Genomic DNA, 22,426 nt, shown 5'->3' on the forward strand with positions numbered 1-22,426 from the left:
GGCGCCGCCCGCCGGTGCCGCCCCGGGCGCGGCGGCCGCGCCGTCCCCGCCGGGGCGATGACGGTTCTCGAAACCGGGGTGGCCAACCGACTGCCCACCCGCTGGCTGATCCTCGCGGTGGTCTGCCTCGCCCAGCTCGCCGTGCTGCTCGACAGCACCGTGCTGAACGTGGCCATCCCGGTGCTCGGCACGGAGCTGGGCGCCAGCACCGCCGAGATCCAGTGGACCATCAACTCGTACGCGTTGGTGCAGGCCGGGCTGCTGCTCACCGCGGGCGGCCTCGCCGACCGGTACGGGCGCAAGCGGGCCCTGCTCGCGGGGCTGGCCCTCTTCGGCGTCGGGTCGCTGGCGGCTGGCCTCGCGCCGTCGGCCGGCGCACTGGTCGCGGCGCGGGCCGGCATGGGCGTGGGCGGGGCGCTGCTGACCACCAGCACGCTCGCCGTGGTGATGCAGGTCTTCGACGCCGACGAACGGCCGCGCGCGATCGGCGTCTGGGCGGCCGTGAACGCGCTCGGCTTCGCGGCCGGCCCGCCGATCGGCGGTCTGCTGCTCGCCCACTTCTGGTGGGGCGCGATCTTCCTGGTGAACCTGCCGGTGGTGGCGCTCGGGCTGGTCGCGGCCTGGGCGCTGCTGCCCGAGTCGCGGGGCCCGGCCGCCGGGCGCCCCGACCTCGGCGGCGCGGCGCTCTCCACCGCGGGAATGTCCGCCCTGGTCTACGCCATCATCTCCGGGCCCGGACACGGCTGGCTCTCCGCGCACGTCCTCCTGCCGGCCGGTGCGGGCGCGCTGCTGCTCGCCGCCTTCGCCGGCTGGGAGCGGCGGGTCCGGCACCCCATGCTCGACCTGGACTTCTTCCGCAACCGGGGCTTCGTCGGCGCGATCTCCGGGGTCGTACTGGTCACCTTCGGCAGCGCCGGGGCGCTCTTCCTGCTCACCCAGCAGCTCCAGTTCGTCCGCGGGTACGAGCCCTGGGAGGCCGGGCTGCGCACCGCGCCGTTCGCGCTCAGCGTGGTCCTGCTCAACTTCGCCGGGGTGTCCACCCGGGCGATCCGGGCGCTCGGCGTACCGCTCGCCATCGCCGCCGGAATGTCGCTCTTCGCGGCCGGCCTCGTGGTGGTCGCCCGCAGCGCCCTCGACGGGTACGGCGGGCTGCTGGCCGGGCTGATCCTGATGGGGGCGGGCTGCGCGCTGGCCAACCCGGCGATCGTGGCGGCGGTGATGGGCGCGATCCCGGCCGACCGGGCCGGCACCGGGGCCGGCATCGACGGCACCCTGTCCGAGGTGGGCAGCGGCCTCGGCGTGGCCGTACTGGGCGCGGTGATGAACGCCCGCTTCGTCGCGCTGCTGCCCGGTACGGCGGCCGGCGCGGCCTCGTTCCCGGACGCCCTGGCCGCCGTCCACGGCGGTACCGGGCGCGCCGAGGTGACCGAGGCGTTCGTCGCGGGGCTGGCGGCCGGCCAGCTCGTGGGCGCCGCCGCGGTCCTCGCCGGCGCCTGCCTCGCCGCGCTGCTGCTGCACCGGGCCCGGCGCCCGGGCGCGGCCCCGCGCGAACTGGCCGCGCCCGTCCCACCGGCCGACGCGACGCACCGACGTCCGGACTGACGCGTCCCGCGCGGCGAGCACCCCGCCACCGTCTTGACTGATCAACCGATTTCTATAGTGTTACGGGAGAGCGCTCTCCAAACCCCCGTCGACCCGGCAGCGGGTCGTCGTCCCCTCGCGCCGACCCCGCCGCCGGTGCCGGGACCCGCTGCCCCCACCTGGGAGCGACCATGTTCTCCAGCAGATCCCCCGGCCGCCCAACCACCCGTCTCCGCTCGCGCGGCCGCAGCCTCGCCGTCCTCGTCGGACTCGTCGTCGTCGCGCTGCTCACCGGCTATCCGAACGCGACCGTGCCGCCCGCCCACGCGGCCGGCGTGCTGCTCTCGCAGGGCAAAACCGTCACCGCCTCGTCGGTCGAGAACGCCGGCACGCCCGCCTCGGCCGCCGTCGACGGCAACCCCGGCACCCGCTGGGCCAGCCAGTTCACCGACCCGCAGTGGCTCCAGGTCGACCTGGGCGCCAGCGCCGACATCGACCGGGTCGTGCTGACCTGGGAGGCGGCGTACGCCACCGCGTTCCAGCTCCAGACCTCGGCCAACGGCTCGACCTGGAGCACGGTCTACAGCACCACCACCGGCACCGGCGGCACCCAGGACCTCACCGTCACCGGCACCGGCCGGTACGTGCGGATCTACGGCACCGCGCGGGCCACCGGGTACGGCTACTCGCTCTGGGAGTTCCAGGTCTACGGCACCCAGAGCGGCGGCCCCGGCGGCGGTGGCCCCGGCACCGTCATCTCCGAGTTCAAGCCGGTCTCGGCCTCCTCCTGGGAGGGCGGCAACGCCCCGGCGGCGGCCCTCGACGGGCGGACCACCACCCGCTGGTCCAGCCAGTTCGCCGATCCGCAGTGGCTCCAGGTCGACCTCGGCGGCACCGCCAGCATCACCGGGGTCACGCTGAACTGGGAGGCCGCGTACGCGAAGGCGTACCGGATCGAGGTCTCCGCCGACGGCGCCAGCTGGAACAGCGTCTACTCCACCGCCGACGGTCGCGGCGGCGTCGAGCGGCTCACCGTCACCGGCACCGGCCGCTACGTGCGCTTCTACGGCACCGCGCGGGCCACCGGGTACGGCTACTCGCTCTGGGAGTTCCAGATCTCCGGTACGGTCGACAGCAGCGCGACCACGCCGCCGATGCTCTCCGGGCCGACCCGCCCGCCGGGCACCACCGGACAGTTCGCCCTCAACGCCCCGGCCGACGGCGCGATGGTCACCACCACCCGCCGGCCCGCGCTGAGCTGGGCCGCCGTCGGCGGCGCGAGCCGCTACCAGGTCTGGATCAACATCAGCCGGACCGACTACGACTTCACCGCCGCCGGCAACCTCATCGACCTCTACACCAAGGTCGCCGAGCCGACCGGCACCAGCTACACGCCGAGCTGGGACCTGCCGGACCGGTGGACCTACAAGTGGTACGTCGTGGCGGTCACCGGCGGCGGCACCAGCACCTCGAACATCCGCCGGTTCAGCGTCTACGTGCCGACGCTGAGCACCGTCGCCGACGGCGTACGGATCGTCAACGGCAGCCGGGACCTCAACAAGAACGGCACCATCGAGCCGTACGAGGACTGGCGGCAGCCCGTCGAGACGCGGGTGAACGACCTGCTCGGTCGGATGACGACCGAGGAGAAGGCGTACCAGATGTTCTACAACGCCCAGCAGTTCCCGCAGTCGGGCTGGCACTTCGGCCCGGCCGAGGCGCAGGACCTGCACAACACGCTGCTGGCGTCGAGCGGCACCCGGCTGGGCATCCCGTTCATCTCGGCCGGCGACACGATCCACGGCTACAAGACGACGTACCCGACCCAGAGCGCGCTCGCCGCGGCCCGTGACTACGCGCTCGACTACAAGCTCGGCGACATGCAGCGGCGCGAGCAGCTGGAGGTCGGCACCCGGGGCGTGCTCGGGCCGCTCGCGGAGGTCGGCACCAAGGTGCTCTACCCCCGCATCCAGGAGGGCAACGGCGAGAACGCCGACGTCGCCGCGGCCCAGGTACGCGCGCTGGTCGCGGGGCTGCAGGGCGGCCCGGAGCTGAACCCGCGCTCGGTGCTCGCCACCGTGAAGCACTGGCCGGGCGAGGGCGCCGGCGGCGAGGCCCTGATCGTCTACGACGGGGTCACCATCAAGTACCACATGATCCCGTTCCGGGCCGCGATGGAGGCGGGCGCCGTCAACATCATGCCCGGGTACGCGGGCAGCTCCTTCCTCGACCCGGGCGGTCCGGGCGCGGGGGACAGCGCGAAGATCCTCGCCTACCTGCGGCAGAACCTCGGGTACACCGGGCTCATCACCACCGACTGGCTCCCCTCGGGCTCCTGGGTGGGCGCCGCCAAGGCCGGCTCGGACGTGATGGGCGGCGCCGACCCCGGCGCGGCCGGCTTCTCGATCGCCACCTTCGTCGCCAACGTGCCGCTGTCGCGCATCGACGACGCGGTCCGCCGGGTGCTACGACTGAAGTTCCAGCTCGGGCTCTTCGAGAACCCGTACGGCGACCCGGTCAACGGGCCGTACCGCTTCCACACGCCGGCGTACACGGCCCTGGCCAACCAGGCGTCGCGCGAGTCGATGACGCTGCTCAAGAACAACGGTGTGCTGCCGATGCGGCTCGCGGCCGGCGACAACATCGTGGTGGCCGGACCGCGCGCCACCGACACCACCGCCTGCTGCATCTGGACCAGCTACTTCCACCAGGAATACGGCTCGCAGACCATCCTCGACGCGATCAGATCGAGGGCGAGCCGGGCCGGGGTCAACGTCTACCAGGACACCGGACCGGCACCGAAGCTCGCGGTCGTGGCGGTGGGGGAGTCGTCGTACACGCACGCGACGAACTGGGTGAAGGAGCAGCCGTACCTGCCGCCGGACCAACTGTCGATCATTCAGAACTTCCAGCGGCAGGGGATACCCGTCGTGGTGGTGCTGGTGCTGCCCCGGCCGTACGTCATCACCGAGTGGAACAGCCTGGCCAGCGCGATCGTGGTCACCTACCGGGGCGGTGAGGAGATGGGGCCGGCCCTGGCCAGCCTGCTCTTCGGCGACTACGCGCCGAGCGGCAAGCTGCCCTGGCAACTGCCGCGCAACCTCACCGACGTGCTCCGGGCCGGTGGCACCGACGTACCGGCCGACGCCACGGAGAGCTGGGACCTGCCGTACGACCTGGGTGCCACCGCCGCCCAACGTACGGAGATCCGGGCGAGAATCGACGCCGGCCAGCCGGTACCCACCAACTACGGCAACCCCCTCTACCCCTACGGCGCCGGCCTGACCGGCTGGAGCTAGCCTCGTCCGCGTCCCTCTCCGCCGATCGTCCCCCGTCGATCTAGGGCAAATCCCTGCTAGTGGATCTCCAATCACCACGATTTGCCCTAGATCGACGGGGTGTCCGCACGAGTCACCGGAGGCGCCATGCTGTTCCTCGTCGTCGCGTACGACCATCCCGGACCGGTGGGGCGCGAGCGCCGTGCCGCCGCCCGCGAGCGGCACCTGGCCCAGGCCGCGATGAGCCTCGGGGTACGGGCCGTCTACGGCGCGACGATCCTCGACGACGACGGCGAGATGGTCGGCTCCATGCTGGTGATGGAGGCCGCCAGCCGCGACGAGCTGGACGCCTGGCTGCGCGTCGAGCCCTACGTCGTCGAGGACGTCTGGCAGCGGGTGAGCGTCCACCCGTGCCACGTGCCACCGGCCTTCCGGAAGCCGGCGCCGGCCTGACACTCCCCCCACGGTCCGGCAACTCGGGTGGTCAGCTGGTGCGGCTCAGGTGTCGTACCGGCCGCCCGTCGATCCGGGCTGCGGTGCGTGCTGGACCGAAATCACCCTTCTGCTTCGGGCGGTGGGGGAGTCGACAATTGGGTGGGTCGGATTTCGACCGACATCCGGCTCCACGGGGCGTCCCGTAAACGCACGACGGGAAAAGACGGCGGACGGTCGAATAGCGTTTGCCCATCCGAACAGGGCGATGCCGAATCTGTTCGCCATTGGCGAGGGCATCGCCCGATCAGGTTCCCCGAACGGAAAGGGATGAAGGATGCGCAGGAAGAATTCGGCTCTCCGTACCCTGGCCACGGTGGCTGGCGTGATGACCATCTCGCTGGCGGCGTTCGCCACCCCCGCCCAGGCCGCGGACGTGCAGTGGGCGACCCTCTACGAGCACGCCAACGGGCTCGGCCAGACGTACAACGTCTTCGGGCCGGCGCCGTGCGGCGGCAACCTCGTCAACATCCCGACGTGGTTCAACGACAAGACCTCCTCCGTACGGGTGCACGTGCCCGGCTGCTGGATCGACCTGTACGAGCACTCGGGCGGGCAGGGTCTGCGGTGGACGGCCAACTACGAGAACAACCAGCCGGTCGCCGTCCCGCTCTGGTTCAACGACAAGGCGTCCTCGTTCAAGTAGTCGACGCGTACAAATAGCTCGCCCCGCAGCTCAACCTCGGGGTCCGGCACAATTCCCGCGTGCCGGACCCCGCGATGCCATGCCTTGTCCAGTTTCCGGGACTACCGGCGGAGGCGCGGGCGGATAGGCTCTCCCCGCCTGCGCCGAGCAACTGGAGGAATCGCATGGGGGCGAAGACCGCCCTGCTGGCGTTTGCCGACGGAGATATTCGCCGAGCCCTGCTCGGGCCGGCGCCGGCCTCGCGCGAGGAGACCGAGGCAGTCGTACGTCGAATCCATCCCGGATACTCCGTCGATCCGGGGAAGGACTCCACGCTCCTTGAGGAGGCGTATCCGCCGGACGACGTCACGTACGCGACCGTGCTGCCCGGCGCGGAACTGTTCTGTACCCGGCGCCTGGTCCTCGACCGCCCCTCCGAACTGCCCGACCATTTGCTTGCGCTGGGCGCCGGCCGGCGCATCCTCATGCACGGCATGCACTCGGCGGTCGACGGGCTCTGCTTCGCCGTCTGGGAGGACGGTCGGCTGGTCCGTTCGCTCAGCCTCTCGCCGGACAGCGGCATCATCGAGAACATCGGCGAGCCGTACGACTTCGAGCGCCCCTACTGGGCCGGCGAGCGCGCGGTCGAACCCGTACCGGGCTGGCCCGACAATGGTCCGTATCCGTTGCCGTTCCACCCCCTGGAACTCGGCGAGGATGCGCTGCGCGCCCTCTTCGGGTTCGTCATCGAGGGGTACCCGGACCCGGACGACCTCGACGCGGAGCAGGTCCCCGTCTATGGGTTCCGCGTCACCGACCCGTCCGGCGTCGAGCAGGCCGAGCGCGAGGCGGCGTACGCCCGGGTGCTGGCGATGATGGGCCCGCCGCGAACCCTGCGCATGGGCCCGGACGGGCGCTGGCAGGAGCCCAGCCCGGGCGCGCCGATCTAGGGCAAATCCCTGCTAGTGGATCCGCAATCACGACGATTTGCCCTAGATCGGCGCGCCGCGCCGTTCAGATGGACCACCGGAAGGCCGGGCCCACCGGTGTCGGTCACGTACAGTTCGGTGTCCTCGACCGGCACCATGCCGGTCCAGGCGGAATGCGTGACAGTCATGGCTCTCTTCTCTCGGCTTCGGAAGTGGGCGGTGGCGGGTGAGGCCGCCGTAGCAGGGGCGCCGCGCGCCTCGACGGTCTCGCCGGCCCCGTCGGGCGCTTGACGGTCCATTAGCTGATCTTGCGCCGGTAGATGGCCATGGCCGAGATGTAGGTGACGATGAGGATGCCGACGCACCAGGCGAGGGCGATCCAGATGTCGCTGTCCACCGGCTGCCGGGTGAACAGGTCGCGAATCGCGTTGACGATGGCCGTCACCGGCTGGTGCTCGGCGAAAGCACGCACCGGGCCGGGCATGGTGTCGGTGGGTACGAATGCCGAACTGACGAACGGCAGGAAGATGAGCGGGTAGGAGAACCCGCTCGCCCCGTCGACGGACTTGGCGGTGAGGCCGGGGATGACGGCCAGCCAGGTCAGCGCGAGGGTGAACAGGATCAGGATGCCGGCCACCGCGAGCCAGGCGAGCACTCCGGCGGCCGAGCGGAAGCCCATGAGGAGGGCGACGACCACGACGACCACGAGCGAGATGAGGTTGGCGACGAGCGAGGTCAGCACGTGCGCCCACAGCACGGACGACCGTGCGATCGGCATGGACTGGAATCGCTCGAAGATTCCGCTCTTCATGTCCAGGAATAGCCGGAACGCCGTGTAGGCGATGCCCGAGGCGATCGTGATGAGCAGGATGCCGGGCAGCAGGTAGTTCACGTACGAGTCGGGTCCCGCGTTGATCGCGCCGCCGAGCACGTAGACGAACAGCAGCATCATGGCGATCGGCGTGATCGCGGTGGTGATGATGGTGTCGACGCTGCGGGTGACGTGCGTCAGGGATCGGCCCAACAGGACGGCGGTGTCGCTGAGGAAGTGCTTGGTCATCGTCGTTCCTTACGTGTTCGCGCCGACGTTGCGGTCGTTGGCGGTGCCGCGCCTGCCGTCGCCGACGACGGCGAAGAAGACGTCCTCGAGGGTCGGCTGCTTCTCGACGTATTCGACCTTGGCGGGCGGTAGCAGCCGCTTGAGTTCGGTGAGGGTGCCGTTGACGATGATCCGACCCTCGTGGAGGATCGCGATCCGATCGGCCAGTTGTTCGGCCTCGTCCAGGTACTGCGTCGTGAGCAGCACCGTCGTGCCCTGTCCGGCGAGCTTCTTGACGGCCTGCCACACCTCGATGCGGGCCTGGGGGTCGAGCCCGGTTGTCGGCTCGTCCAGGAAGATGACCGGCGGATTTCCGATGAGGCTCATCGCGATGTCGAGGCGGCGCCGCATGCCGCCCGAGTACGTCGACACCCTCCGCCCGCCGGCGTCGGTCAGCGAGAAGCGTTCGAGCAGGTCATCCGCGATGGTGCCCGGCTTCCTGAGGTGTCGCAGCCGGGCGACCAGGACGAGGTTCTCCCGCCCGGTGAGGATCTCGTCGACGGCCGCGAACTGCCCGGTGAGGCTGATGGACTCCCGTACCTTCGCCGCCTGGGCGGCGACATCGAAACCGTTGACCTCGGCCGTCCCCGCGTCCGCCCTGAGCAGCGTGGACAGGATCTTCACGACCGTGGTCTTGCCCGCTCCGTTCGAGCCGAGCAGGGCGAAGATGCTGCCCCGCGCGACCTCGAAGTCCACGCCGCGCAGCACGCGCAGGTCCTTGTACGACTTCTCCAGGCCCCGTACGTGGATCGCCGGGACTTGCTCTGCCGTCATCAGGCTGTCCTCTCTTGTCTTTCCACGTCGACCAGGCGCTTCTGCCCGACCCTGACGAGCGGGGCGTTGATGATGCTCGCTGCCCACGGGCCACCTATGGTGCTACTAAGTAGCACCGACTACCGGTAGATCGTATCACTGAGTACTGGCGTGGCAAGGACGTCGACCTCGACGGCGTACGGCCGTGCTCCTGTGTACGTATGCATGTACGTAGTCTTACACGTATGAGTAGACTGCTGTCCAGAGGTGAGAAGTGCATGCCGAACAAGACGATCTACGTCGCCGACGACGACCTGCCGCTGCTGCTGCGCGCCCAGGAGTTGACGGGGAGCAACCTGTCGGCCGCGATCGTCACGGCGCTACGTCGACTGGTCGAGGTGGAGGAGGCAAAGCGGGCCGGGTTCGACGAGATCACCGTGAAGGTGGGCGTCGGGCGTTCCCTGGTCAAGCGCTTCCTCGGTGTCGCCCTGGGCGAGTGGACCTCGTCGAGCGCGGAGGGTGAGGAGACGTACTCGCTGTTCCGGACCAGCAAGGGCCGCTTCGCCGTGCATCATGTCCGGTCGGAGCTGCACACCCCGGTCGGGCCCAACGCGGAGCGCAGCAGGAAGTGGGCCACCGGCTGGCGCGGTTGGATCGGCGACTGGTCGCCCGACCAGGCCTGGATGCGAACCCCGGCCCAGGCCACGTTCTCGGTTGTCGACACCGTCGAGGAACTCGAAACGCTGCTGCCGGCGGAGCTCTACGCGGTCGCGCTGCAGACCATCCAGGACGAGCCCGTCGTGGAGGACCTCGACATCTGAGCCGGCCCGCCCTGCGCTGAACGGGCTCCGCCGGGTCCTACAGGGTGACCTGGCGGCGGGCGGCGACCCGGTTGACCGCGAGTGTGGTCACGAGCATCCCGACCATGATTCCGAGCAGTACGGCCGGGTTGCCGGGACCTCCGACACCAGCCTCCGAACCGATCAGTGTGTGCGCCAGGGCGCCGAGGGTCGGCACCAGCAGGATCGCGCCGACGACGACCGATATTCGTACGTCGAATGTGGCACCCATGATTGCCGCCATGAGCCAGGCGACCACGACGACCGGTTGGCCGAGCCCGCCGGACCAGCCGTTGAGCGGGTTGGGCGTCACGACCGCCACAACCACCGCCGTCACGGCGAACCAGATCCATGGTCGCGTGACGCGTGGTTGCCGGGTCCTGAGCAGCGGCAGCATCGCCAGTGCGGCCAACACGATTGCCCACACTGAGAAGTCCACGGTCAGGTAGAGAAGCGCCTGGAGCCTCGACCCCCGCACCTCGACCCCGGTCCACTGCTCCACGTACCACTGACCGTGTACGACGGAGCGCCAGTGACTCGCGATGAGAGCGCCGATGGTGGCGACGAGCGCGAGGCGATGGCGGGCCCAGGCTGTGGCGGCCAGCGCGAGCAGCAACATCCCGGACGTGGCCAGGCTTCCGGCGACGACAGCGTCGGGGGAGGCGCCGGGCAGGAGCAGCCATGACCGCCAAATTACGGGGGTGGCCGTGAGGGCGATGCCGCACACGATGAGCGAGAGCGCGGTCAGCCGAAGTGCCGAGTGTCGGAGCGCGGCCGGAGAACCTAGCCGGTCCACGCCGGTACGGGCCCGCAGGCCCCCCACCACGAGCGCCACGGACTCCCGAAGGCTCGGATACCTCCGGCCCGTCTCGCCCGCGACCAGCAGCGTTTCCAGCATCTCGTCGGCGCGGTACTGCCGGTAGGCCCGAGGGTATGCCCGCAGCAGCCACCGGTAGTGGCGTTCCAGCCCGCTCATGCCAGTACCGTCCGCACCGTCACGGCCGGCGACCCCACGGAGCGGTCCCGAACCACCCGGGCCGCGGCTGCCATCCGCGCGGCCTCCGCGCGCAGCGCGGCCAACCCGTGCTCGGTCAGCTCGTAGGTGCGACGGGCGCGGCCGTTGACCACGGCCTCTTCGGCGACCCGCACCATCTCCTCGCCGGCGAGCCGGTCCAACGCGGCGTACAGCGTGCCGGTCGTCAGACGCACCCGCCCGTCGGACAACTCCTGCGCGCGCTTGACGATGGCGTAGCCGTGCAGGGGCTCGTCCTGCAAGGCGGCGAGGATGAAGTACGTGGGCTCGCGCATCGGCGCGAAGGGCTTAGTCATGCCATCACCATAAGCAGATGACCGACCTATAGGTCAAGCGCGAGATATGCGCGTGGCGGTAGCTGCCGCCTGCTGTTCATTCCGGGTACCGCGCGGGTGTCAACGGCCGTCGGGGCAGCATCGTTGTCGGATATCGACGGATGTGTGAGTAATCCGAAACCTTGTCGCCTTCGGACGGTAACCGTAGCGTCGCTGACGGGCATCGATTCCTGGGAATCCGGCAGCCGGACCGCGCACCGCCGCCAGGGACAACCGGCATCGCCCCGTCGGACACCGTCGTCGAAAGGACCATCATGGCAACGACGCATGCGCGCACCCGCCGTACGACGATCGGCGCGGGCCTGGTGCTCACACTGACCGCACTACTGAGCGTGAGCACGGCGAGCCCTGCGGCGGCCGGCGGCACCGTCTTCGCCGACGGCTTCGAGCAACCGCAGATCTCCACCGACTTCGTGACGTTCGGCAAGGGTCAGGCGCTGGGACCGTGGACGGTGACCAGCGGAAACGTCGATCTGACCAGCGACTGGCAGGCCGCCGAGGGCGGGCAGTCGCTCGACCTCAACGGCGACCAGCCGGGCTCGGTCGCCAGGACGGTGCCGACCAGCCTGCTCACCACGTACCGAGTGACCTACGCCCTCGCCGGCAACCCCGACGGCGGGGCCATCGTGACCACCGGAACCGTCACCGCGAACGGCGCGACGGTCGACAGCTTCAGCTTCGACACCGCCGGCCACTCGCCGAGCGACATGGGGTACGTCCACCGGACCTTCTACTTCACCAACCTGCTGTCGGCGTCGACCACGCTCCAGTTCGGCAGCACCACGGCCAGCGTCTGGGGCCCGGTCATCGACGGCGTACGCGTCGACAGCTGCCTCCTCGTCATCTGCCCCAGTGGCGCGGGCAAGAGCAACCGCCTCTCGTAGGGACCGACTCGGCGTCCCTCCGCCGAGGGCGACCGGGCCGGGGTGGTCGACCGGGCCGGGGTGGTCGACCGAGACGCGTGCGGGCGGGCCGTCGGGCTCGTCCGCACGCGAGCCGGGGTCAGCGGAAACGGCGGAAGAAGGTGCGCACGTCCTGGACGAGCAGGTCGGGGGCTTCCATGGCGGCGAAGTGTCCGCCTCGGTCGAACTCCGACCAGTGCACGATGGCGTTGCCGCGCTCGGCGTACCGGCGGATGGCGATGTCCTCGGCGAACACCGCGACGCCGGTGGGTACGTCGCTGGGGGTGGGCCAGTTGCGGGTGTGCATGCTCTCGTAGTAGAGGTTCGCGGCGGAGCCGGCGGTACCGGTCAGCCAGTACAGCATGACGTTGGTGAGCATCCGGTCCCGGTCGACCGATTGCTCGGGCAGCTCACCGTGGGTCCATTCCTTGAACTTCTCGACGATCCAGGCCAGTTGCCCGACCGGTGAGTCGACCAGCGCGTGCGCGAGGGTCTGCGGACGGGTGGCCTGGATCTGGAAGTATCCGTTTCCTTCGCCGAGGAACGCCCGCATCCGCGCGACGCGGGCGCGCTCGGCATCGGTGAGGGCGGCCAGTTCGTCCTCGCCGACCTCGCCGAACGGGATGAAGCCCATGGTGGCGGCGTTGACGTGGACGCCGACCACGTGCTGCGGGTCGACCCGGCCGAGATCGGGGGCGACAAAGGCGCCGAAGTCGCCGCCCTGCGCGCCGTACCGGTGGTAGCCGAGGCGGTGCATCAGCTCGGCGAACGCGGCCGCGATCCGCCGGCTGTCCCAGCCCGGCCCGGACAGCGGCCCGGAGAACCCGAATCCCGGCAGCGACGGGATCACCAGGTCGAACGCGTCGGCCGCGTCACCGCCGTGCGCCCGCGGGTTGCTCAGCGGGCCGATCACGTCGAGGAACTCCACGACCGAGCCCGGCCAACCGTGCAGCAGCACCAGCGGCAGTGCGCCGGGTTCGGCGGATTTCACGTGTACGAAGTGCAGCCGCTGCCCGTCGACGTCGGTGACGTACTGCGGGTGGGTGTTGAGTTCGGCCTCGTGTGCGCGCCAGTCGTACTTGGTGGCCCAGTATTCGGTCAGCTCCCTGAGGTAGCCGACCGGCACGCCGCGCTCCCATTCGGCGCCCGGCAGCTGCCCGCCCCACCGGGTGTGCGCGAGGCGATCGCGCAGGTCCTCAAGGTCGGTCTGGGGAATGTCGATGCGGAACTCGGTGATCGCTGTCATGGCTCTTACGCTAGAAACCGTTGCGGACAGGTTCGGTCCGCAGTGCCGGGTCGACTTCCCGGAATCTTGGCGGCCGGCGCACCCGTACCACGCGACGAGGCCGCCGTCGTCCAATCTGGACGGTGGCGGCCTCGGGCCCGGAAATCGGCTGGATGGCTATGACTTGTCCTGGATCTCCCAGGCGTGGTCCAGGACGTGCCAGGCGAACCGGCGGGCGGCATAGGCCGGTGGCCACCCGCCGCTGGTGAGCGGTACCCCGTCGGCCGGGCTGCCCAGGACGTCGAGGATCGCGGTACGCAACGAGGCCAGGGCCATACGGTCGCGGGCGGCGAACGGTCGGTGCCGGATGCCGATCTTGCGGGCATAGGCCCGTTCGTTGTCGATGACGTGGGCGACGATCTCGTCGCGGTCGCGTCCGCCGCCGCGTGGCCCCTTGCGGAGGGTCTCCGGGGCGGACCTGGCGATGTCGTCGAGGGCCCGCCATGCGCTCTGCAGGATCGCGGCGGTACGCTCCGCCGCCGCGGCGCCGTAGGGCTCGCTGTCCGCGGCGACGGGTACGCCGGGCGCTCCCCAGTCGGTGGTGTTGACGCCGGTCACCGTCTCGACGATCTCGATCGGGCCGGGGGCGAAGGACAGCCCGGCACCGGCGGTTATGAGCCGGTACCGGTCGGCGTAAGTCGTCAGCGCGGCCAGGGCGCGGTCCTCGCTGGTGCCGATGCGCGCCCAGCCGGGCCAGTCCAGCGCGCAGGCGACGATCTTCGTTCGGCCCTTTTCCAGGTAGACGCGGGTCATGTCTCGGTTGCTCCTCGGCGCGGGACGGTGGTTGGGGGACTAGAACGCGGCGGCGTGGTCGAGGACCCAGTCACGGTAGCTGCGCGCGGGACGACCGGTGACCTTCTCGATGTCGGTGGTGACGGGTGCGGTACGGCCGATCGAGGCGGCCCAGGTGCCGAAGATGTCGTCCAGGATCGGGCCCGGCACGTGGGCGCTCATCGCCTGGCGCACCGCCTCGGCCGGGATCTCGGCGTAGTGGATGGGCCGGCCCAGTGCCTGGCCGAGGATGGTGGCCTGGTCGGCATGGGTGAGCGAGTGCGGCCCGGTCAGCCGGTAGACCTGGCCGGCGTGCCCGTCCTCGGTGAGGGCGGCCACGGCGACCGCGGCGATGTCCGCCTCGTGCACGGGCGCGGAAGTCGCCTGGGCGTAGGCGCCGCGGATCACGTCGCCGGAGCGGGTCTGTCCGGCCCACATCAGGCTGTTGGCGGCGAACACGTCCGGGCGCAGGAACGTCCACGCCAGGCCGGAGCCGCGCAGGGCGTGTTCGATCTCCGCGTGGTAGGTGGCGATAGGCCCGTCCTGGACCTGGGCCTGGTCGTCGACCGCGCCGGAGGAGAGCAGCACGACCCGGCGCACGCCGGCCCGCCGCGCCGCGGCCACGAATGCCGGCCCGCTGCCCGGTACGGCGAACAGGAACACCGAGTCCACGCCGGTCAGGGCCGCCTTCAGCGACGCCGGGTCGACCAGGTCGCCGGTGACGACGTCGACCTCGGCCGACCACGCCCTCTGCTGCGGCGTCCGGCTCAGCGCACGTACCGGGTGGCCGCCGGCGACCAACAGGTCGAGCACGTGGCTGCCGACGTTTCCGGCGGCGCCGGTGACGAGGATCATGACCGTTCTCCTTGGGGTTCGAGGTGCCCGGGCGATCGGGCAGAAGCCACACTAGGTACCGTTGAGGACAGATCCGGTCCTCAAGCCCAAGGAGGTTGGGTGCGATGCTGGAAACCTCAGCGCGGCTGCTGCGGCTGCTGTCCCTGCTCCAATCCCGCCGCGACTGGCCCGGCGCCGAGCTGGCCGAGCGCCTCGGTGTCACCACTCGCACCGTCCGCCGCGACGTCGACCGGCTCCGCGACCTCGGCTATCCGGTCGAGTCCGCTACCGGCACCACCGGCGGGTACCGGCTCGGCGTCGGGGCCGCCCTGCCGCCGCTGCTGCTCGACGACGACGAAGCCGTCGCTGTCGCCGTCGGCCTGCGCGCCGCCGCCACGGGCACGGTCACCGGGATCGAGGAGACCTCGCTGCGTGCTCTCGCCAAGCTCGAACAGGTCCTGCCCTCCCGGCTGCGCCACCGCGTGGGCGCGATGCAGTCGGCCATCCTGCCGCTGACCGGCCCCGGCCCCACGGTGGACCCTGACCTGCTCACCACTCTGGCCGCCGCCTGCCGGGCCCACGAAGGCATCCGCTTCGGCTACCAGCAGCGCACCCGACGCGTCGAGCCGTACCGCCTCGTCCACACCGGCCGGCGCTGGTACCTTCTCGCCTTCGACCTCGACCGCGACGACTGGCGCACCTTTCGCGTCGACCGCATCGACCCTGCCCCGCAACCCGGACCGCGCTTCACCCCCCGACCCGAACCCGCCGAAGGAATGCACGCCTACGTCTCCGACGCTCTCACCGCGTCCCCGTACCGGTACCGGGCGACCATCCTGTTCCACGCGCCGCTCGACGTCGTCGCCGAACACACCTCACCTACCGCCGGCCGCCTCGAACACCGCGACGCCCACAGCTGTCTCTTCCACGCCGGCGGCGACTCCCTCGACAAAATCGCCCTCTACGTCGCGCTCAAGAACATCGACTTCCAGGTCCTCGACCCGCCCGAACTCAAAGACCACATCCGAGCGCTCGGTCATCGGCTCACCCGCGCGAGCCGCGACGACTGATCGACGTGGTCGACCGGATCCGCCGAGTTGCGAATGTCAGTTCGGTTCCGAGCCGTGCTCTGCATAGGCCGGCTGGCCTTTTTGTCGAGCGGAAACGGCAGTGCGGATGCGGCGCGTGAGCCGGGCGGGAACGTGGTCGTTCAAGTTGTCGGTGGCGACGAAGCGCCATTCGGCGAGTTCGCCGTCCTGGAAGGTGATGCGATTCTGACGGTCCTTGCCCAGGTGACCACCGTCGAAGATGAAGAGGAGCTTGTCGCCTTCCCTGTCTGCGGGCGCCCAGTCGACGACGAGCATCGGGCCGACGTCAACAGTAAGGCCCAACTCCTCTTCGACTTCTCGGATGCAGGCAGCACGCGGTGACTCGCCAGGCTCGACATAGCCGCCGGGGATGTCCCAGTGCGGTTTGTACGTCGGCCGAACGAGGAGTACGTGGCCCTCGTCGTCGAAGAAGAGAACGCCGGCAGCGACACGCGGGGTGGCGATCCGGGGCAGCTCAGCAGCCGTCACTCGAGGCAGCCTAGACGCTCGCTCAGGTCAGCACGTTCAGTCTCTGGGCGAGTCCGACAAGTTCGGCGGACGGCTTGCCTCGCTGGCGGCGGACCCACGCGAGGACGAGCTGTCGGCTGAGGAAGTGGTGATGTACCTGCTCGGGAGCCATCTGCTCCGCCTGGAACAGGGCCGCTTGCGCGTCCTCCGTGCGGTTCCACGAGTCGTACGCGCGGGCGACTTCGAGGGCGTGCCGCACGCGTCGTTCCGTGGGAAGACCCGTGGTGTCGATGCGCGGACCGCGATCAACGGCGACCTGCACGTCTCCGAGTTCGGCGGCGGCCGAGACGCGGTGGATCGCGACGTTGGTCGGCCCGAACGCGGTCCACAGGTGATTGGCGTCGCCGCCGAGCCTGTTCGCGGTCTCGTCGGCAGTCGACAGAAACGCACGGGCCGTACCCGCGTCGCTGGCGCGGGCTGCCGCCATCGAGCCGCCCAGGAACAGGGCGCCGTAGACGGAGAGCAGCGCTGGCGTGGGCTTGCTGAGGTAGGGATCCAAGTACGCGGCGGCGTCCTCGGTGAGGCGTACGGCATCGCGGTATCGGCCGGTGGAGTGCAGGGCATGCCCGACGGAGCGGAACAGCGACCCCGTTACGACCGGGTCGCCGGTGGGGCGGACAGCAGCGAGTCCGCGCTCGGCGGCGATCCAGGCCAGGTCGGTCTCGCCTAGCTTCGTGAGCTGGGTGGTCGCGAGTTGATAGGTGAGCCCGAGCAGCCGGCGCGACTCGTCCTGGTCATCACCGTCGAGTACGTCCGCGGCGACGTGAGCGCGGCGGATGAGATCGGGTAGCCGGCCGATGACGTGCCCGAAGCGAGAGTCCTGGTAGGCAGACCAGAGCGCGCCTACGTCGCGTTTCAGACTGGTGGCGGTCGGCGCTCGGCCGTCGCCAGTACGGCCGAGCGCCGTAATGGTGCGGTAGTCCGTAAGGGCCATGCGGAGGGCCGGCACGGTGTCGGGCGTGCTGCTTTCGTCCACCGCCGGCTCGGCGAGTAGCGCGCTGAGTGGAACGTCCAATGCTCGGGCGAGGGCTCTGATGACCGAAAGCCGATCCAACTCGATCCGGTTGTTCTCGATTCTGCCGAGCCAGTCGGCGGTTCGGCCGACCAGACCGGCGAGAACCTCCTGGGATAGGCCTCGGCGCCGGCGGTACCAGGCGACACGCTCGCCGATGGTGAGTGTGCTCGTCATGTCCATCACAACGATGACGCTCGCTCTCAGGGCTCTGCCGACCCCGGAATGTTTTTCCGGGTTATCCGCCACCACCTGCCACAGCCTGTGTCGGTACCGGCCGCCGTCACGTCCCACAGCCGGACGCGGACCCGGGCACCCCTGTCTGTTCGGGTCCGCATCCCCGATCGTTCCCAGCGAGGGCAGTGATGATCGATGACACACCGACCGGCGACCCGGTCGAAGACGCGCACAGGGCGATGCGCGAGCACGTCGCCGACGGCGGGCGCTGGTGCCGCTGCGGCTCCCTGCACCCCTGCTCGTACCGGCGCGACGCTCGCAGCCTGCTGATCCGGGTCGGCCGGTTGGTGCTGCCCGGTACGGCGCCGAGGCGGTCGATATGAGCCGCCCGCCCGATGCCCGCCCCGCACCCGAGGCTGGCACACCTCGCCAGGAGCGACGCGAAAGCACGCCGAGTCTGCCGAGGGTGCCGGCCGGTACGCACCTGGCGCTCGCGGCGTACGAGTGGTACCCGCGCGTCGGCGTACGCGCGCAGGCCGATCTGCACCTCTGGCTGGTGGACGCGCAGCCGCTCAACGACGATTTTGCCTGGGTACGCGGTCACGTCCTCGGATGCACCTGGGACAGCTCCGACTGCGAGCTGCCCTGGTGCCGGGAGGTCCTGGTCTCGGTCAGGGCCCTGCGCCGGGCGGTCGGGCTCGGATGAGCGGCGGCAGGCAGCCCGAGTCCGGGGACGTACTGGTCATCACGCGGGCGGCGTCGGTGCAGTTCGTCGTCCCGATCTACTTCCGCGTGATCCGGGTGCCGGGCTGGGAGACGTACCACGGCTGGCTCTGGCTGGAAGGGTACGAACTGGACGGTCGTGGCGAGGCGAAGGAGCGCCGGCACATTTTCGTACAACTCGACGGGCTGCGGTGGGTGCGGCCGCGACCGGTCGTGCGGCCCCGACCGCGCGCGGCCGGGGCGAACCAGCGTCTCAGCGGGCGGCCGGCCGGTGGGTGAGCGCGTCGGCGATGAGTGCCTGGATCGAGTCGATGGTGCGCACGCCGTTCTCGATCGACCAGAGCGTGTTCTGCAGGACGCGGGCGAGCGTCCACGCGGTGGCGCGGCCACGGTCCAGACCGAGGATCTCCACCATCAGGTCGAAGCGGCGCAGCACCGCGCGGCGCGGGTCGGCGGCGGCGAGGATCTCGTCGGTACGGTTGTGCAGCGCCGGGAGCAGGTCGAAACCGGGATCGCCGGCGAGCGGCTTCGGGTCGATCGCGAGCCACGGTTCGCGGCCGGCGGCGAGGACGTTCTCGAAGTGCAGGTCCCAGTGCAGCAGCCGGTCGCCCGGTTCGCCCGCCACCTCGGTCACGGCCGAGGCCCAGCCGTTGACCAGGCGGGTGTCGGCCGGATCGGCGAGCGCGGCGGCGGCCCGCGGCGCGTACGCCAGCATCCCCGCCACGACGTCCCGCAGCGGCATGATGTCGTCCGGCGGGTCGCAGGCGTGCAGCCGGGCCAGCAGCTCGGCGATGATCTGCACCGCCTTGAGGTCGTCCGGTTCGCCGCGCAGGTCCCGGTCACCGTCGAGGCGTTCGAGCAGCATGGTGCCGGTGGCCGGATCGGCGTCGAGCAGGCGTACGGCGCCGTCGCCGCGCCACGCCCGCAGGGCGCTCGGCTCGCCGGGATGTTCCGGGTCGAGCGGTTGGAGCTTCAGGGCGGCCGGATCGCCGTCGGACCGGCGGACGGGCAGCACCAGGGCGACCATGCCGTGCCGCGCCGGGCCGTCGGGTGTCAGTTCCCAGCGGTCGAGGAACGCGGCGGCCAGCCCCGGCAGCCCGGTCGCCCACGCGCGGCCCTGCTCGCCGTAGAACTTCTCCAGGTACCCGGCCAGGCGCGGCGGCACGACGAGCGGCGCGGCGGTCATCTCGCGATCGTAGCCGCCGCGCCGCTCGTCGGTGTCGATGCGGACGGGCCGGCGCGATGGCACGTGCGCCGTCAGCGCCCGGGCGGGGACTGCGACTCCGGGGACTCGGGTTCCGGAGCCTCCGGCCTCGGGGAATCCGGCTCCTCGGCGAGGCGCTTGATCGTCGCCAGCCGGGCGTTCCACTGCGCGGCGACCTGGTTCATCCACCGGGCGGTGTCCAGCAGTTGGCGCGGGCGCACCGCGTACCGCCGTTCGCGCCCGTCCTTGCGGCTGGCGACCAGTCCGACCCGCTCCAGCAGCGACAGGTGCTGGAGGATCGCCTGGCGGGTCACCGGCAGCGTGTCGGCGAGCGCGGTGGCGCTCGCCTCGCCCCGGCTGGCCAGCGTGTCCAGGATGAGCCGGCGGGTCGGGTCGGCGAGCGCGGCCAGTACCGCGCCCGCCGCGTCGGACTCGGTCGTCACGCCGCCGGCTGCTCCGCGTACCGTCGGAGGTTGCCGAGCACCTCCGGCCAGCCGAGCAGGTGGCTGTCGTAGCCGGCGGACGCCACCCGCTCGGGCGGGATGCTGAGCGAGGCGAAGCCGCTCTCCACCACGCGCAGCCGGGTCGTCGCCCCGTCGGGCGTGAGCGTGAACTCGACCAGGGTGGAGTTGTCGTCGGTCGCCTCCTCGCCCGGGTAGGCGCTGGCCCACCGGTACGCGAGCAGGTGTGGCGGGTCCACCTTCTCGATCCGGCAGGCGAACTTTCCGTTCTCGCCGTGGTCGAGGTGCATGAAACCTCCGGGTCGCAGGTCCACCGGGGTCGGATCGCCCTGGCCGAACCATTTTCCGATGTAGCCCGGCTCGGTCAACACCGCCCAGACCCGCTCTACCGGCGCGTCGATCACGATTTCCTGCTCGATCTGGTCCGCGGTCATCGGACTCTCCTTCCGCTCGCACGTCATCTGCAGGCCGATACTTGCACAGGCTTCCCCTGATGTGCAAGCAGTCACTTGCTATTCGCCGCCCAGTCCGCCCTCGGGGTTGGGGCCCGGCTGCCGGTCGTTGGCGAGTCGGCCGGGCCGCCGAGGTACTTGCCTCAGAGGAAAGAGCCGGCTACTTTCCTCGCAGGAAAGTACATATCCCGGGGAGGGTGGCAGGTCGATGACTCCTGACGACGCGCGCGGGGCGCTCGACGACATCCGGCGGCGGCATGAGCAGTCCCGCGCCGAAGCGGCGCGGCACCACTCGTCCCCGCTGTACCTGGGGATTCTCGCGCTGGTGGTGCTGATCTCGTACGCCTCGTTCGACCTGCCCAACCCGTGGAACGGCGCGATGCTCATCCCGGTGACCGCGCTGTTGGCGCTGCTGGCCTGCGTCTACCTGCGCCGCGCGCCGGTCCGTCGGAAGCTCGATTCCGGCGAACTCCTCGGCGGGGTCGCGGCCGGGATCGTCCTCTCGGCGGTGCTCCAGGGCCTGGCGGAGATCGCCGGCGCGGTCGGATTGCCGACCCCGCACGTCGCCGCGGCGGCCGTCGGGTCGGTGGTCTGCCTGCTGCTGGCCGTCCCGGTCTGTCGGAGCGTCGAAGCGCTGGCGCGGCGGGGGGCCCGGCGGAGCTGATGGACCGCGATTTCGACGAGTTCCTGCACGTCCCGGCGCGGTTGACGATCGTCGCGCTGCTGGCGCCCGCGAGCTGGACGGAGTTCGGGTTCATCCGCGACGCGGTCGGTACGAGCGACTCGGCCCTGTCCAAGCAGCTCTCGGCGCTCGCGACCGCGGACTACGTCGAGGTGCGCAAGCTTCCCGGGGTGGTCGGCCGGCGGACCCTGGTGCGGCTCACCCCCCACGGCCGCGCGGCGTTCCAGGCGCACGCGAGGGCGCTGGAACGGATCGCCTCCGCCGCGCGGGTGCCGCAGCCGGCCGACGCGGAGACGGCCTGACGGCGGCGGTTGTGGTTCGTGCCGCGAACTAATATGGTTCGTGATGCGAACTTATGGCGCCGCTCCCGTGCGGCGCGCGGGAACGGGGGCAGGGCATTGGCGGTACCAGAGGTCGTCTTCGGCTTCGGCGCGCACAGCATGGTCGATGACGGGCCGGAGTTGCTGCGCATGGCGCAGCGGGCCGACCGGGACGGGCTCGACGTCTTCTCGCTGTCGGACCACCCCTACCTCGGCGCGCGCCTGGACGCGTACGCCACCATCGGCTTCGTCCTCGGGCAGACGCGGCGCCTCGCCGGCTTCGCCAACGTCACCAACCTGCCGACCCGCCCCGCCCCGATGCTGGCGCGTACCGTCACCACCCTGTCGGCGCTCTCGGGTGGACGGATCGTGCTCGGCGCCGGGGCGGGCGGGATCTGGGACCGGATCACCGACATGGGCGTGCCGAGGCTCTCGCCCGGCGACGCCGTGGACGCCTTCGAGGAGGCGATCGTCCTGGTCAAGGCCCTGTCGGGCGGCGGCGGGCCGGTCACGTACCGGGGCCGGTTCCACCGGGTGGAGCGGATCGAGCCGGCCCCCGTGCCCGCGCCGCCGGTCTGGACCGGATCGGTCGGCCGCCGGTCCCTGGCCGCCACCGGCCGGGTCGCCGACGGCTGGATTCCCGGCCACGCCGCGGACTGGTTCAGCGAGCGGTACCGGACCTCCCGCCCGGTCATCGACGAGGCGGCGGCGGCCGTGGGTCGCGACCCACGCGAGATCCGTACCGTCTTCAACCTCCCCGGACGCGTCGCCGACCGGCCGCTCGCGGCCACCCGCAGCGCGGACGGCCGCTGGATCGGCGGCTCGGTCGACCAGTGGGTCGAGGAGCTGACCGGCGCGGTGCTGGAGCACGGGGCCTCCGGCTTCATGCTCTTCTCGCCCGGCGGCGGTACCCCCGACCCGGTCACCCTCGGCCGCTGGGGCGGCGAGATCGTCCCCGCGGTACGCGAGGCGATCGCCCGCTAGCGGCGACGGTGCCGCCACCCGGCCGGACGCGACGGCGAA

Annotated in this window: 26 protein-coding genes; 14 read left to right on the forward strand and 12 right to left on the reverse strand. The window is 71.0% G+C overall.

The window, feature by feature from the left end; translation table 11 throughout:
* Positions 1–57: 57 nt before the first annotated feature.
* The 5 genes from AB0J86_RS06895 (at position 58) to AB0J86_RS06915 (ending at position 6,926) form a co-directional block, all read left to right on the forward strand.
* Positions 58–1,602, forward strand: coding sequence for an MFS transporter (locus AB0J86_RS06895; RefSeq protein ID WP_363853682.1), 1,545 nt, complete (start codon positions 58–60; stop codon positions 1,600–1,602).
* Between the two features lie 170 nt (positions 1,603–1,772).
* On the forward strand, positions 1,773–4,880 hold the full coding sequence (locus tag AB0J86_RS06900; protein ID WP_363853685.1) for a discoidin domain-containing protein: 3,108 nt from the start codon (positions 1,773–1,775) through the stop codon (positions 4,878–4,880).
* A 99-nt stretch (positions 4,881–4,979) separates the two neighbouring features.
* A complete protein-coding gene (locus AB0J86_RS06905; RefSeq protein WP_363853688.1) occupies positions 4,980–5,312 on the forward strand; it encodes a YciI family protein in 333 nt (110 codons plus the stop codon).
* Between the two features lie 355 nt (positions 5,313–5,667).
* Entirely contained in the window at positions 5,668–5,997 is a 330-nt protein-coding gene (locus AB0J86_RS06910; RefSeq protein WP_363853690.1) for a hypothetical protein, read from the forward strand.
* Between the two features lie 164 nt (positions 5,998–6,161).
* Positions 6,162–6,926 (forward strand): hypothetical protein, encoded by a 765-nt coding sequence (locus AB0J86_RS06915; RefSeq protein ID WP_363853693.1) that lies wholly within the window; start codon positions 6,162–6,164, stop codon positions 6,924–6,926.
* A gap of 277 nt (positions 6,927–7,203) precedes the next feature.
* Here AB0J86_RS06915 and AB0J86_RS06920 read toward each other — a convergent pair whose 3' ends face one another.
* Both AB0J86_RS06920 and AB0J86_RS06925 read right to left on the reverse strand, forming a co-directional pair.
* The gene (locus AB0J86_RS06920; protein WP_363853696.1) at positions 7,204–7,965 is read right to left on the reverse strand and encodes an ABC transporter permease; all 762 of its coding nucleotides are present in this window, start codon (positions 7,963–7,965) and stop codon (positions 7,204–7,206) included.
* Between the two features lie 9 nt (positions 7,966–7,974).
* Positions 7,975–8,778, reverse strand: a complete 804-nt coding sequence (locus AB0J86_RS06925) for an ATP-binding cassette domain-containing protein (protein WP_363853699.1) — start codon at positions 8,776–8,778, stop codon at positions 7,975–7,977.
* Positions 8,779–9,002: 224 nt separating this feature from the next.
* Between AB0J86_RS06925 and AB0J86_RS06930 the strand changes: the two genes are divergently transcribed.
* On the forward strand, positions 9,003–9,578 hold the full coding sequence (locus tag AB0J86_RS06930) for an EXLDI protein (protein WP_363853702.1): 576 nt from the start codon (positions 9,003–9,005) through the stop codon (positions 9,576–9,578).
* A gap of 37 nt (positions 9,579–9,615) precedes the next feature.
* Here the strand turns inward: AB0J86_RS06930 and AB0J86_RS06935 are convergent, their stop codons facing one another.
* Together AB0J86_RS06935 and AB0J86_RS06940 are read right to left on the reverse strand one after the other, a co-directional pair.
* Complete coding sequence (locus AB0J86_RS06935) at positions 9,616–10,572, reverse strand: hypothetical protein (protein ID WP_363853705.1); 957 nt, start codon at positions 10,570–10,572, stop codon at positions 9,616–9,618.
* Positions 10,569–10,925 (reverse strand): PadR family transcriptional regulator, encoded by a 357-nt coding sequence (locus tag AB0J86_RS06940; protein WP_363853708.1) that lies wholly within the window; start codon positions 10,923–10,925, stop codon positions 10,569–10,571. Before AB0J86_RS06940 ends, AB0J86_RS06935 begins: the two co-directional genes overlap by 4 nt.
* Before the next feature lie 293 nt (positions 10,926–11,218).
* Between AB0J86_RS06940 and AB0J86_RS06945 the strand changes: the two genes are divergently transcribed.
* The gene (locus AB0J86_RS06945; protein WP_363853711.1) at positions 11,219–11,848 is read left to right on the forward strand and encodes a DUF642 domain-containing protein; all 630 of its coding nucleotides are present in this window, start codon (positions 11,219–11,221) and stop codon (positions 11,846–11,848) included.
* Between the two features lie 118 nt (positions 11,849–11,966).
* Here the strand turns inward: AB0J86_RS06945 and AB0J86_RS06950 are convergent, their stop codons facing one another.
* The 3 genes from AB0J86_RS06950 to AB0J86_RS06960 form a co-directional block, all read right to left on the reverse strand.
* Positions 11,967–13,112 carry an epoxide hydrolase family protein gene (locus tag AB0J86_RS06950; protein ID WP_363853714.1) on the reverse strand — a complete coding sequence of 382 codons (1,146 nt, stop codon included), beginning with the start codon at positions 13,110–13,112 and terminating at the stop codon, positions 11,967–11,969.
* Between the two features lie 156 nt (positions 13,113–13,268).
* Entirely contained in the window at positions 13,269–13,904 is a 636-nt protein-coding gene (locus tag AB0J86_RS06955; protein WP_363853717.1) for a hypothetical protein, read from the reverse strand.
* A 39-nt stretch (positions 13,905–13,943) separates the two neighbouring features.
* Positions 13,944–14,777, reverse strand: a complete 834-nt coding sequence (locus tag AB0J86_RS06960) for an NAD(P)H-binding protein (protein WP_363853720.1) — start codon at positions 14,775–14,777, stop codon at positions 13,944–13,946.
* 104 nt (positions 14,778–14,881) lie between these two features.
* Between AB0J86_RS06960 and AB0J86_RS06965 the strand changes: the two genes are divergently transcribed.
* Positions 14,882–15,826 carry a YafY family protein gene (locus AB0J86_RS06965; protein WP_363853723.1) on the forward strand — a complete coding sequence of 315 codons (945 nt, stop codon included), beginning with the start codon at positions 14,882–14,884 and terminating at the stop codon, positions 15,824–15,826.
* A gap of 36 nt (positions 15,827–15,862) precedes the next feature.
* On the opposite strand, the gene AB0J86_RS06970 is transcribed toward AB0J86_RS06965, so the two are convergent.
* Both AB0J86_RS06970 and AB0J86_RS06975 read right to left on the reverse strand, forming a co-directional pair.
* Positions 15,863–16,333, reverse strand: a complete 471-nt coding sequence (locus AB0J86_RS06970) for an NUDIX hydrolase (protein WP_363853726.1) — start codon at positions 16,331–16,333, stop codon at positions 15,863–15,865.
* A gap of 22 nt (positions 16,334–16,355) precedes the next feature.
* Positions 16,356–17,636, reverse strand: a complete 1,281-nt coding sequence (locus AB0J86_RS06975) for a helix-turn-helix transcriptional regulator (RefSeq protein WP_363853729.1) — start codon at positions 17,634–17,636, stop codon at positions 16,356–16,358.
* A 113-nt stretch (positions 17,637–17,749) separates the two neighbouring features.
* Here AB0J86_RS06975 and AB0J86_RS06980 point away from each other — a divergent pair, with 113 nt between their 5' ends.
* From AB0J86_RS06980 to AB0J86_RS06990, 3 genes are all read left to right on the forward strand, one after another.
* Complete coding sequence (locus tag AB0J86_RS06980) at positions 17,750–17,944, forward strand: hypothetical protein (RefSeq protein WP_363853731.1); 195 nt, start codon at positions 17,750–17,752, stop codon at positions 17,942–17,944.
* A gap of 83 nt (positions 17,945–18,027) precedes the next feature.
* Positions 18,028–18,267: a hypothetical protein gene (locus AB0J86_RS06985; RefSeq protein WP_363853734.1), complete on the forward strand. Its 240-nt coding sequence runs from the start codon at positions 18,028–18,030 to the stop codon at positions 18,265–18,267.
* Positions 18,264–18,563, forward strand: coding sequence for a hypothetical protein (locus AB0J86_RS06990; protein WP_363853737.1), 300 nt, complete (start codon positions 18,264–18,266; stop codon positions 18,561–18,563). Before AB0J86_RS06985 ends, AB0J86_RS06990 begins: the two co-directional genes overlap by 4 nt.
* On the opposite strand, the gene AB0J86_RS06995 is transcribed toward AB0J86_RS06990, so the two are convergent.
* The 3 genes from AB0J86_RS06995 to AB0J86_RS07005 all read right to left on the reverse strand — a co-directional run bounded on the left by AB0J86_RS06995 (position 18,538) and on the right by AB0J86_RS07005 (position 20,383).
* On the reverse strand, positions 18,538–19,470 hold the full coding sequence (locus AB0J86_RS06995) for an aminoglycoside phosphotransferase family protein (protein WP_363853739.1): 933 nt from the start codon (positions 19,468–19,470) through the stop codon (positions 18,538–18,540). The genes AB0J86_RS06990 and AB0J86_RS06995 overlap by 26 nt on opposite strands.
* 71 nt (positions 19,471–19,541) lie before the next feature.
* Entirely contained in the window at positions 19,542–19,931 is a 390-nt protein-coding gene (locus AB0J86_RS07000; protein ID WP_363853742.1) for a metalloregulator ArsR/SmtB family transcription factor, read from the reverse strand.
* Entirely contained in the window at positions 19,928–20,383 is a 456-nt protein-coding gene (locus AB0J86_RS07005; protein ID WP_363853745.1) for an SRPBCC family protein, read from the reverse strand. Before AB0J86_RS07005 ends, AB0J86_RS07000 begins: the two co-directional genes overlap by 4 nt.
* 226 nt (positions 20,384–20,609) lie before the next feature.
* On the opposite strand from AB0J86_RS07005, the gene AB0J86_RS07010 reads away from it, so the two are divergent.
* From AB0J86_RS07010 to AB0J86_RS07020, 3 genes are all read left to right on the forward strand, one after another.
* Complete coding sequence (locus AB0J86_RS07010; protein ID WP_363853747.1) at positions 20,610–21,065, forward strand: hypothetical protein; 456 nt, start codon at positions 20,610–20,612, stop codon at positions 21,063–21,065.
* Entirely contained in the window at positions 21,065–21,385 is a 321-nt protein-coding gene (locus AB0J86_RS07015) for a transcriptional regulator (RefSeq protein WP_363853750.1), read from the forward strand. Before AB0J86_RS07010 ends, AB0J86_RS07015 begins: the two co-directional genes overlap by 1 nt.
* A 96-nt stretch (positions 21,386–21,481) precedes the next feature.
* Entirely contained in the window at positions 21,482–22,387 is a 906-nt protein-coding gene (locus tag AB0J86_RS07020) for an LLM class flavin-dependent oxidoreductase (protein ID WP_363853752.1), read from the forward strand.
* The last annotated feature ends 39 nt before the right edge of the window (positions 22,388–22,426 follow it).

This window comes from Micromonospora sp. NPDC049559 (genome assembly GCF_040676675.1).
In the GTDB taxonomy this organism is placed as follows: domain Bacteria; phylum Actinomycetota; class Actinomycetes; order Mycobacteriales; family Micromonosporaceae; genus JBFAPK01.

Bases quoted from the DNA above. Each gene is read 5' to 3' on its own strand.
- AB0J86_RS06920 (WP_363853696.1), bottom strand. From the start codon at position 7,965: ATGACCAAGCACTTCCTCAGCGACACCGCCGTCCTGTTGGGCCGATCC.
- AB0J86_RS06965 (WP_363853723.1), top strand. From the start codon at position 14,882: ATGCTGGAAACCTCAGCGCGGCTGCTGCGGCTGCTGTCCCTGCTCCAA.
- AB0J86_RS06990 (WP_363853737.1), top strand. From the start codon at position 18,264: ATGAGCGGCGGCAGGCAGCCCGAGTCCGGGGACGTACTGGTCATCACG.
- AB0J86_RS06955 (WP_363853717.1), bottom strand. From the start codon at position 13,904: ATGACCCGCGTCTACCTGGAAAAGGGCCGAACGAAGATCGTCGCCTGC.
- AB0J86_RS06895 (WP_363853682.1), top strand. From the start codon at position 58: ATGACGGTTCTCGAAACCGGGGTGGCCAACCGACTGCCCACCCGCTGG.
- AB0J86_RS06900 (WP_363853685.1), top strand. From the start codon at position 1,773: ATGTTCTCCAGCAGATCCCCCGGCCGCCCAACCACCCGTCTCCGCTCG.
- AB0J86_RS06925 (WP_363853699.1), bottom strand. From the start codon at position 8,778: ATGACGGCAGAGCAAGTCCCGGCGATCCACGTACGGGGCCTGGAGAAG.
- AB0J86_RS06935 (WP_363853705.1), bottom strand. From the start codon at position 10,572: ATGAGCGGGCTGGAACGCCACTACCGGTGGCTGCTGCGGGCATACCCT.
- AB0J86_RS07005 (WP_363853745.1), bottom strand. From the start codon at position 20,383: ATGACCGCGGACCAGATCGAGCAGGAAATCGTGATCGACGCGCCGGTA.
- AB0J86_RS06940 (WP_363853708.1), bottom strand. From the start codon at position 10,925: ATGACTAAGCCCTTCGCGCCGATGCGCGAGCCCACGTACTTCATCCTC.
- AB0J86_RS07015 (WP_363853750.1), top strand. From the start codon at position 21,065: ATGGACCGCGATTTCGACGAGTTCCTGCACGTCCCGGCGCGGTTGACG.
- AB0J86_RS06960 (WP_363853720.1), bottom strand. From the start codon at position 14,777: ATGATCCTCGTCACCGGCGCCGCCGGAAACGTCGGCAGCCACGTGCTC.
- AB0J86_RS06915 (WP_363853693.1), top strand. From the start codon at position 6,162: ATGGGGGCGAAGACCGCCCTGCTGGCGTTTGCCGACGGAGATATTCGC.
- AB0J86_RS06930 (WP_363853702.1), top strand. From the start codon at position 9,003: ATGAGTAGACTGCTGTCCAGAGGTGAGAAGTGCATGCCGAACAAGACG.
- AB0J86_RS06945 (WP_363853711.1), top strand. From the start codon at position 11,219: ATGGCAACGACGCATGCGCGCACCCGCCGTACGACGATCGGCGCGGGC.
- AB0J86_RS06995 (WP_363853739.1), bottom strand. From the start codon at position 19,470: ATGACCGCCGCGCCGCTCGTCGTGCCGCCGCGCCTGGCCGGGTACCTG.
- AB0J86_RS06950 (WP_363853714.1), bottom strand. From the start codon at position 13,112: ATGACAGCGATCACCGAGTTCCGCATCGACATTCCCCAGACCGACCTT.
- AB0J86_RS06980 (WP_363853731.1), top strand. From the start codon at position 17,750: ATGATCGATGACACACCGACCGGCGACCCGGTCGAAGACGCGCACAGG.
- AB0J86_RS07010 (WP_363853747.1), top strand. From the start codon at position 20,610: ATGACTCCTGACGACGCGCGCGGGGCGCTCGACGACATCCGGCGGCGG.